Origin of the sequence: Polaromonas sp. CT11-55 (assembly GCF_047303325.1) — a bacterium.
In the GTDB taxonomy this organism is placed as follows: Bacteria; Pseudomonadota; Gammaproteobacteria; order Burkholderiales; family Burkholderiaceae_C; genus Polaromonas.
Map to the genome: position 1 here is coordinate 1 of NZ_JBKBEX010000053.1, position 8,396 is coordinate 8,396.

7 protein-coding genes are annotated in these 8,396 nt (G+C 66.6%); 5 read left to right on the forward strand and 2 right to left on the reverse strand.

Annotation, left to right across the window (positions count from 1 at the left end; genetic code table 11):
* The first annotated feature begins 16 nt into the window (after positions 1-16).
* Positions 17-1,180, forward strand: a complete 1,164-nt coding sequence (gene argE, locus ACEN8I_RS23960; RefSeq protein ID WP_413331164.1) for an acetylornithine deacetylase — start codon at positions 17-19, stop codon at positions 1,178-1,180.
* Positions 1,181-1,288: 108 nt separating this feature from the next.
* On the opposite strand, the gene ACEN8I_RS23965 is transcribed toward argE, so the two are convergent.
* Together ACEN8I_RS23965 and ACEN8I_RS23970 are read right to left on the reverse strand one after the other, a co-directional pair.
* Positions 1,289-2,419 carry an ABC transporter substrate-binding protein gene (locus ACEN8I_RS23965; RefSeq protein ID WP_413331157.1) on the reverse strand — a complete coding sequence of 377 codons (1,131 nt, stop codon included), beginning with the start codon at positions 2,417-2,419 and terminating at the stop codon, positions 1,289-1,291.
* 139 nt (positions 2,420-2,558) lie between these two features.
* A complete protein-coding gene (locus tag ACEN8I_RS23970; protein WP_413331158.1) occupies positions 2,559-3,713 on the reverse strand; it encodes an ABC transporter substrate-binding protein in 1,155 nt (384 codons plus the stop codon).
* 49 nt (positions 3,714-3,762) lie between these two features.
* On the opposite strand from ACEN8I_RS23970, the gene ACEN8I_RS23975 reads away from it, so the two are divergent.
* Genes ACEN8I_RS23975 through ACEN8I_RS23990 form a run of 4 tightly spaced genes read left to right on the forward strand, consistent with a single transcriptional unit; the run spans position 3,763 to position 8,314 of the window.
* Positions 3,763-5,892, forward strand: coding sequence for a molybdopterin-dependent oxidoreductase (locus ACEN8I_RS23975; RefSeq protein ID WP_413331160.1), 2,130 nt, complete (start codon positions 3,763-3,765; stop codon positions 5,890-5,892).
* Between the two features lie 8 nt (positions 5,893-5,900).
* Positions 5,901-7,016, forward strand: a complete 1,116-nt coding sequence (locus ACEN8I_RS23980; RefSeq protein WP_413331161.1) for an aminopeptidase — start codon at positions 5,901-5,903, stop codon at positions 7,014-7,016.
* Positions 7,009-7,344 carry a polyhydroxyalkanoic acid system family protein gene (locus ACEN8I_RS23985; RefSeq protein ID WP_413331162.1) on the forward strand — a complete coding sequence of 112 codons (336 nt, stop codon included), beginning with the start codon at positions 7,009-7,011 and terminating at the stop codon, positions 7,342-7,344. Before ACEN8I_RS23980 ends, ACEN8I_RS23985 begins: the two co-directional genes overlap by 8 nt.
* A 37-nt stretch (positions 7,345-7,381) precedes the next feature.
* On the forward strand, positions 7,382-8,314 hold the full coding sequence (locus tag ACEN8I_RS23990; protein WP_413331163.1) for a LysR family transcriptional regulator: 933 nt from the start codon (positions 7,382-7,384) through the stop codon (positions 8,312-8,314).
* The last annotated feature ends 82 nt before the right edge of the window (positions 8,315-8,396 follow it).

Consider the following 8,396-nt stretch of genomic DNA (forward strand, 5'->3'; position numbering starts at 1 on the left):
TTCCTCCCCCATCGCCCTGCCCGCCGTCTCGCCCCGCGCTCTGGAACTGATCCAGGCCCTGGTGCGCATGAACACCGTCAGCGACAACAGCAACCTGGAACTGATCCATTTCGTGCGCGACGAACTCGCCCGGCTGGGCGTGGCCAGCCGCATCACCACCAACGCCGGCAAGACCAAGGCCAATCTGTTCGCCACGCTGGGCGAAGGCAAGCCGGCCGGCATCATCCTCTCGGGCCATACCGATACCGTGCCCTGGGACGGCCAGGACTGGACGCTGGACCCGCTGTCAGCCGCCATCGAGGGCGGGCGGCTCTACGGGCGCGGCAGCTGCGACATGAAGGGCTTTATCGGCATGGCCCTGGCCCACGCCGGGGACTTCCTGAACAGCCAGGCGCCCTTTGCGCTGCACCTGGCGCTGAGCTATGACGAGGAAGTCGGCTGCCTGGGCGTGAGGGAACTGATCGCCGACATGAAGGACGCCAGCATCGCGCCGCTGGCCTGTATCGTCGGGGAGCCGACCAATATGGTGCCGGCCACGGCGCACAAGGGCGTGTACCGCTACAAATGCTGCGTGCGCGGCAAGGAGGCGCACTCCTCGCTCACGCCGCAGTCGGTCAACGCCATCGAGATGGCGGCGCGCGTGGTCGGCAAGCTGCGCGACATGGCCGAGGGTTTTGAGGCCAGCGAGCCGCGCTACGAGGGTTTCGACGTGCCGTTCAGCACCGCCAGCGTCGGGCAGTTCCACGGCGGCATCGCCGACAACGTGGTGCCGCGCGACGCCGAGTTCCGCTATGAATTCCGCAACCTGCCCACGGCCGACGCGCATGCGATGCAAAAGGAAATTCTGGCCTATGCGGAACGCGCGCAGCCGGCGATGCAAAAAGTCTCGCCCGATGCCGGCTTCAGCTTTGAGACGATTTGTGAGGTGCCGGCCTTCCTGGGCTCGGCCGGCGACGAGGTGACCCGCCTCGCGCAGCGCCTGGCCGGCACGCGGGAAACCACGCTGGTGGCCTTCGGCACCGAAGCGGGCATCTTCAAGGGCGCAGGCATTCCCACCGTGGTCTGCGGGCCCGGCAGCATTACCCAGGCGCACCAGCCCGACGAATTTGTGAGCCTGGAGCAGCTGGCGCGCTGCCAGGCTTTCATGGAAGGTTTGGTGAAAACAAGCGCGCTTCGTTAAAAGGCGGGTTTTCACGCGGGCCATCGCGGAACCGGCTTTGCCGGGCCGCAGGTGGCGCCCCCTTGAGGGGGAGGCGGCCGTAGGCCGCTTCGGGGGGAGTCAAGCCCTTCAAGTCCTTACGCGGCCGTCACCCGTCAGCATGGACAGTTCCACAAAACTGGAGGCCACATGGTCCGTCGCCGAGAAGGACACGGAGAAACCGCCCAGCGACTGGCTGCCCATGCCTTCCAGGCCGGCGATCAGCGACTCGCGGCTGACCTTGGCGGCCCCGCCGCGCTTGAGCCCGTCCACGAAAACCTTGGCGGCCACATACCCCTCCATGCTGGAGAAATTGACCTGGGCATTGCCCGCCGCCTTGGCCGCGTCGACGAACTCACGCGCGATGAGGCGGGCCGTGTTGTAAGGCGAGGGCATGACCTGCGAGACCACCACGCCCGCGCCGTCCTTGCCGAGCTCGTCGGCCAGCGCCTGGGTGCCTACAAAGGACACGTTGTAAAAGGTGCCGCCGTAGCCGGCCTTGCGGGCCTCACGGATGAAGGCCGCGCAGGCCTTGTAGGCGCCGATCTGCACTACCGCGTCGGGCCCGGCAGCGACCAGGGTTTTGACCGCGCCGGCCACGTTCACCGTGTTGCGCTCCACCGTCGCCAGCGCCACAGGCTTGAGGTTTTGCGCCGCCAGGGCCAGCGTCACGCCGTCCAGGCCGGCCTTGCCGTAGGCATCGTTCTGGTAGAACACCGCGATTTTTTTCAGGCCCAGGCTGGTCAGCTGTTTGACGATGAGGCCGGTTTCGTCGTTGTACGAAGCGCGCACGTGGAAGGCGTACTTGTTGAAGGGATCGCGCAGCGCCATGGCGCCGGTGAAGGGGGCGAAAAACGGCACCTTGTCCTTGGTCGCCAGCGGCAGCGCGGCGATGCTGGTGGGCGTGCCGATGTAGCCGAACAGCGCGAACACGTCGTCGGCAATCAGCTTGCGGGTGTTTTCGGCGCAGCGCTCGGGCTCGTAGCCGTCGTCGAGATTGCGGATCTCGATCAGGCGTTTGCCGATGCCGCCCTGGGCGTTGACCTGGTCGAAGTAAACCTTGGCACCCTGGTGGAACTGGATGCCCAGCTGCGCAGCCGGACCGGTGAAGGCGGCGGACTGGCCCAGGATGATTTTGTCGGCCTGGGCATGGGCGACGTTAAAGCCGGCCAGCGTGGAGGCGCCGGCAAGGATGGAAAATTTTCTGCGAGTGAGGTTCATCCCTCGATTCTCGCAACACAACTTACAGCCTGGTTACCCTCATGCGTAACAGGAGGAAAGCCTGTGAGATAGGTCACTACTTTGGGCTTACACGGAAGGCTGGTCGTCAGCAAATTGCCAGCTTTCCGAGGGTTCAGCCCTATTCCCTGACCCGCCCCATCGCATCGATCAGGCTGAGTTCGACCAGCTTGGAGCCCACGCGGTCGCCGTCGAAGTGAATACGAAAGCCGCCCAGGTTCAGGTCCTGCAGGCTGTCCAGCGCCTTGCGCAGCTTGGCCCGGGTCGGGTCCTTGCCGGCTCTGCGCAGGGCTTCGGTGTAGGTCCAGGCGGCGATATAGCCTTCCAGCATGTAGACATTGGACTTGCCGAGCTTGGCCGCCAGCGCATCGGCCTGCATTTCGCGCACCAGCACGCTTTTGGCGTTGTCCGACTTGGGCGTCACGCGCACCACCACCACGCCGGCGCCGGCCGCGCCCAGTTGCTCGGCCAGCAGGCTTTCGCCGGTGCTCGAAAAACCGTAGATAGGCCCGCGAAAACCCTTGGCGCGCAGGTCGCGTATGGCATTGGCCGCGCCCGAGGCGTCGCTGATCACCAGCACCGACTCCGGTTTTTTGGCCAGCACCTGGTCCACGCTGGTGGCGACGCTGCCGCCGGAAAGCGCCGATTTGGCCACCAGGTTGGCGCCCAGCCCGCCCATGGTGCGCTCGGCCGAATCCAGCGCTGCGAGCGACTCCAGGTCCTTGCCGTGCAGGATGGCCAGCTTGCGCATGCCCAGGGTCTCGGCGTGGCGCGTGATCATCGCGGCCTCTTCGGAATAGCCGGGCCGCACCGAATAAACATTCGGGTAGAGCGAGCCACGCAACTCGTCAGCGCCGGCCATGGGCGCGAACAGCAGGATGTCGGTGTCCTTGAGCAGCGGATTGACGGCGGTGACCTGCGGCGAGCCGTAGTAGCCGAACAGCGAGAACACCTTCTGGTCCAGCAGCTTTTTGGTATTGGCCACCGTGGTGTCGGGGTTGCCCACGTCATCCAGCGTGGTGAGCTCTATCTTGCGGCCGTTGACGCCGCCGCCCGCATTGACCCGCTCGAAGTAAAGCCGCGCGCCCTGCGCGAAGGGCAAGGCCAGCGTGGCACCTGGCCCCGTCATGGCCAGGGACTGACCCAGGGTGACGGCGGTCTTGCTGACGCCGTCCTCGGCATTGACCCCTGCCGCGAGCAGGCCGGCCAGGGCCGCTACCATGGTGACTCTGGCGGCGGCGCGGAATGCCCGCATTCCGTTCATTGTTGTTGTCATGCTGTGTCTCCCCCGGGATGCGACGATCAAGCCAATATAAAGTTGAACCATGAGCAATACCATCAGCATCTCCCCTAGGACCGAGGCCAACCCTGACAGCCGGCTGAAGCCGGGCGCCACGCAAGTGCTGGGCGCCTGCCCGCACGACTGCCCCGACACCTGTTCGCTGCTGACCACGGTGGAGAACGGCATTGCCACCCGCGTGCAAGGCAATCCCGAGCATCCTCACACCGGCGGCGTGTTGTGCAACAAGGTCTCGCGCTACACCGAGCGAACCTACCACCCCGAGCGCCTGCTGGGCCCGCTCAAGCGCAGCGGCCCCAAAGGCAGCGGGCAGTTCGAACCCGTGAGCTGGGAGGCTGCGCTGGCCGACATTGCCACGCGCCTCAAGGCCATCGCGGCGCACGACCCCGAGGCCATCGTGCCCTATAGCTATGCCGGCACCATGGGCCAGGTGCAGGGCGAAAGCATGGCCGGGCGTTTCTTCAACCGGCTGGGCGCGTCTTTCCTGGACCGCACCATCTGCTCCTCGGCCGGGGGCGAGGCCCTGACGCAGACCCTGGGCGGCAAGGTCGGCATGCGCGTGGAGTTTTTCGCCGAGTCCAAACTCATCATCATCTGGGGCAGCAACTCCATAGGCAGCAACCTGCATTTCTGGCGCTACGCGCAGCAGGCCAAGCGCGACGGCGCCAAACTCGTCTGCATAGACCCGCGCCGCAGCGAAACCGCCGAGAAATGCCATGAGCACATCGCGCTGCTGCCCGGCACCGACGCCGCGCTGGCACTCGCGCTGATGCACGAACTCATCACCCACGACTGGCTGGACCACGACTACATCGCACGCCACACCCTGGGCTGGGAAAGCCCGGACGGCGGGCTGCGCGAACGCGCGCTGCAATGGAGCCCCGAGCGCGCCGCTGCCGTCTGCGGCGTGCCGGCCGGGCAGATACGCTCGCTGGCACGTGATTACGGCGAATGCATGGTGAACAGGCAACCGGCCGCCATACGCCTGAACTACGGCATGCAGCGCGTGCACGGCGGCGGCAACGCGGCCCGCGCCATCGCCTGCCTGCCCGCGCTCACAGGCGCCTGGCGGTACCGCGCCGGCGGCGTGCTGCTGAGCAGCTCCGGCCTGTTCCCGGTGGACAAGGCCGCCCTGCAGCGGCCCGAGCTGCTCAAGGGCCGGCAGCCGCGCACCATCAACATGAGCACCATAGGCAACGCGTTGCTGGAGCCCGCATCAAAGCAATTCGGCCCGAAGATCGAGGCCCTCATCGTCTACAACAGCAACCCGGTGGCGGTCGCCCCCGAGTCCGGCAAGGTGGTGCAGGGCTTTGCCCGCGAAGACCTTTTCACCGTGGTGCTCGAACACTTCCAGACCGACACCGCCGATTACGCCGACTACATCCTGCCGGCCACCACACAGCTGGAGCACTGGGACGTGCACGGCGCCTACGGCCACACCGACGCGCTGCTGAACCGCCCGGCCATCGCGCCGCTGGGCCAGGCCAAACCCAACACCCAGATCTTTCGCGAGCTGGCGGCCCACATGGGATTTGCCGATCCGTGTTTTTCCGACAGCGACGAGCAACTGTGCCGCGCGGTGTTCGGCGACAAGGTCGATTTCCAGCAGTTGCTGGACAAGGGTTTTGCCACGCTGGACCTGCCCGACGCGCCCTTTGCCGAGGGCAACTTCCCCACGGCCTCGGGCCGCTGCGAATTCTTCAGCGCGCGGCTGGCGGCCGAAGGTGCCGACGGCCTGCCCGGCCATGTGCCCAACCATGAGGCCGCGGGCTCTTCCACGCAATTCCCGCTGGCCATGATCTCGCCGCCGGCGCGCAACTTCCTGAACTCCAGCTTCGTCAACGTCAAAAGCCTGCGCGACATCGAGGCCGAGCCGGTGCTGGAAATCCACGCCGACGACGCCGCCGCGCGCGGCATCACCACGGGCGCCATCGTCAAGGTGTTCAACCAGCGCGGCGAATACCGGGTCAAGGCCGAGGTCTCGGCACGGGCGCGGCGCGGTGTGGTCAACGGCCTGGGCATCTGGTGGCGCAAGCTGGGCCTGGACGGCACCAACGTCAACGAACTCACCAGCCAGCAGCTGACCGACATGGGCCGCGGCCCGGTGTTTTACGACTGCCTGGTGCAGGTGCAGCGCGAGGCACAGGCCGCCTGAGCTTGCCGATGAAACGCGGCACGCTGAAAGGGACCCAGGCCGTGGCGCTGGCCGCGGCCCTGGGCCTGGCGGGCTGCGCCGACCTGGGCTACTACTGGCAGTCCGTCAGCGGCCACTTGCAGATGCTCAACGCGGCCCGGCCGGTGGACGACTGGCTGGGCGACGCCCAGGCCTCCGGGCAACTTAAAAGCCGGCTGGCGCTGTCGCAGCGCATACGCAGCTTCGCCGTGAGCGAACTCAAGCTGCCCGACAACCCCAGCTACCGGCGTTATGCCGACCTGCGCCGCAGCGCCGTCGTGTGGAACGTGGTGGCCGCGCCCGAGTTCTCATTGACGCTCAAGACCTGGTGCTTTCCGGTCACGGGCTGCGTGGGCTATCGCGGTTATTTCGACGAAGCCGAGGCGCGCGCCGAGGCCGAACGGCTGAAGGCGCAAGGACTGGAAACCAGCGTCTATGGCGTGCCGGCCTATTCCACGCTGGGCTGGATGAACTGGGCCGGCGGCGACCCGCTGCTCAATACCTTTATCGGCTATCCCGAGGGCGAACTCGCGCGGCTGATCTTTCACGAACTCGCGCACCAGGTGGTTTACGCCAAAGACGACACCATGTTCAACGAGTCCTTCGCCACCGCCGTCGAGCGCATGGGCAGCCAGCGCTGGCTGGACAGCGAGGCCGCTCACGGCAACGATAAAGCCCGCCAGGATTACCTCCAGTTTGACGGCCGGCGCCGGCAGTTCCGCGCGCTGGCACTGGCCACGCGGCTGGAACTGGCCGAAATCTACGACAGGAAGCCGGCAACGGATGCGGACAAAGCCGCGCAGGCGGCCTTGAAAGCCCAGGCCTTGGCGCGCTTTCACGACGGCTATACCGCGCTCAAGGCCTCCTGGGGCGGCTTCGCGGGCTACGACCCCTGGGTGGCGCGCGCCAACAACGCGGCCTTCGGCGCGCAGGCCGCCTATGATGAGCTGGTGCCCGGCTTCGAGACGCTGTTCGAGCGCGAGGGCCGCGACTGGCAACGGTTTTATGATGCGGTGAAAAGGCTGGCCGGCCTGCCCAAGGAAGAACGGCGCAAAGCGCTTAAAACGAAAAATACGGACAACAACACGGAGACGTCGAATGGCTGACATCCACATCCAGCGCGAACACAGCCTGGGCCTTGCCGAGGCACGCAAAATCGCCTTCAAGTGGGCCGAGCAGGTCGAAGAAAAGTTCGACATGGAATGCACCTATGAAGAAGGCAAGACCGAAGACATCGTGAGCTTCACCCGCTCGGGCGTCAGCGGCACGCTGGTGGTCACCAAAGACAGCTTCGACCTGAACGCCAAGCTCGGCTTCCTGCTGGGCGCTTTCAAGGACAGGATTGAAAGCGAGATCGTGAAAAACCTGGACACGCTGATCGCGAAGAAGCCCGCCGCCGCCAAAAAAGCCCCGGCCAAAAAGAAAAGCGCCTGAGCCCTTTCCGGGCCCACACCCAGGCCAGCCTTTCACTGTGAACTACAACCTCGCCCGCTTCGACCTGGTGTCCGTGCGCCTGGCCGTGGCCTGCGCGCAAACCGGTAGCCTGACCGCGGCAGCGCGCGACTCGCACCTGGCGCTGGCCGCGGCCAGCCGGCGCATACGCGAGCTCGAGGACGCCCTGGGCGACGCCCTGTTTGAACGCCATGCGCGCGGCCTGCTGCCCACGGCGGCCGGCCGCGTCTTCGTCAAGCACGGCCTGACCCTGCTGCAAACCATGGAACAGCTGGGCGGTGAACTGGCCGACCTTCGGCGCGGCATCGCGCGCCACATACGCCTGTGCGCCAGCAGCGCCGCCATCAGCCAGTTTTTGCCGCCGCTGCTCGCGCGCTACGGTGAGCTGCACCCCCAGGTGCACATCGACCTGGAAGAACAGGTGTCCGAGGCCGTCGTGACCACCCTGCGCGAAGGCCGGGCCGACGCGGCGGTGTTTGTCGAGGGGCCCGACACCACGGGGCTGGACACGCGCCTCTTTCGCGAGGACGAGCTGGTGCTGATACTGCCGGCCGGCCATGCGCTGGCGCGCAGCAAGGCGCCGCTGGCCTTTGCCGACGCGCTCGACGAAGAATGGATCAGCCTGACGACCGGTGCCGCCATGCTGCAAAAGCAGCAGCAGGCTGCGCTGGCCGCGAACCGCCCGCTGAAATTGCGCATGCAGGTGCGCAGCTTCGACGCGGTGTGCCATATGGTGGCCTCGGGCCTGGGGGTGGCCGTGCTGCCCAAGGGCGCCACACTGCCCCTCATTAAAAGCATGAAGCTGGGCTGGCGGCCGCTGTCCGACGGCTGGGCGAAGCGTCGCCTGCTCGCAGCCACCATGGCGGGCCAGCCCGATGCCGCCATCGCCACCTTGGTGGACTTCCTGGCGCAGCCTTCGCAAAACGCGAAAGCCAGGAGCCCAAAGCGGTAATGGACGGAGCGGACCCCGGGCGGCACACTGCCGGCCATGGCCTCCAATGAACACCCCCCTGGCCCCCCCCCCCCCCCCCCCC

Coding starts and splice junctions, on each gene's coding strand:
- ACEN8I_RS23965 (WP_413331157.1), bottom strand. CDS start 2,419: ATGAACCTCACTCGCAGAAAATTTTCCATCCTTGCCGGCGCCTCCACG.
- ACEN8I_RS23970 (WP_413331158.1), bottom strand. CDS start 3,713: ATGACAACAACAATGAACGGAATGCGGGCATTCCGCGCCGCCGCCAGA.
- ACEN8I_RS23975 (WP_413331160.1), top strand. CDS start 3,763: ATGAGCAATACCATCAGCATCTCCCCTAGGACCGAGGCCAACCCTGAC.
- ACEN8I_RS23980 (WP_413331161.1), top strand. CDS start 5,901: ATGAAACGCGGCACGCTGAAAGGGACCCAGGCCGTGGCGCTGGCCGCG.
- ACEN8I_RS23985 (WP_413331162.1), top strand. CDS start 7,009: ATGGCTGACATCCACATCCAGCGCGAACACAGCCTGGGCCTTGCCGAG.